Origin of the sequence: Nocardia takedensis NBRC 100417 (genome assembly GCF_000308695.1) — a bacterium.
GTDB classification, from domain to species: Bacteria; Actinomycetota; Actinomycetes; order Mycobacteriales; family Mycobacteriaceae; genus Nocardia; species Nocardia takedensis.
Window position 1 is genome coordinate 1 of sequence record NZ_BAGG01000162.1, and the last position, 363, is coordinate 363.

The window sequence follows — 363 nt, forward strand, 5'->3', positions numbered from 1 at the left end:
ATGAGCGAGACCGAGTTCCTGCGCACGATGTCCCTTGACCCGTATCTCTCGTCCCGCTTTCACGTTTCGTAGATCGACGCCGAGGACGGGCAGTGAGACCACGAACCCGAACCACGGCTGATCCAGCACATCCCCGGCCGCTACGGAGCCGGTGATCGGGTGTCCGTCGGCCGAGACCACCCGGTAGCCGACGGTGAACTGCCCGGCGGGCAGTCCCGGCCGCAGTGTGGCGCGCACCGTGGGCCCGTCGACGGTCACGCCCTGCGCGACCCACTGCTCGTCGGCCGGCCCGCCCATCACCGACACCGTGCACGACCATGAACAGCGTCGCGTTGTGCCGCGCGCCGATCTCGCGCAGCGCGG

1 protein-coding gene is annotated in these 363 nt (G+C 69.7%); it reads right to left on the minus strand.

The genetic code is table 11. The annotated features are described in order from the left end of the window. The coding region (locus tag ON30_RS39475; RefSeq protein WP_040711853.1) for a copper resistance CopC family protein at positions 1-297 on the minus strand (297 nt) is incomplete at its 3' end. Positions 298-363: the final 66 nt, after the last annotated feature.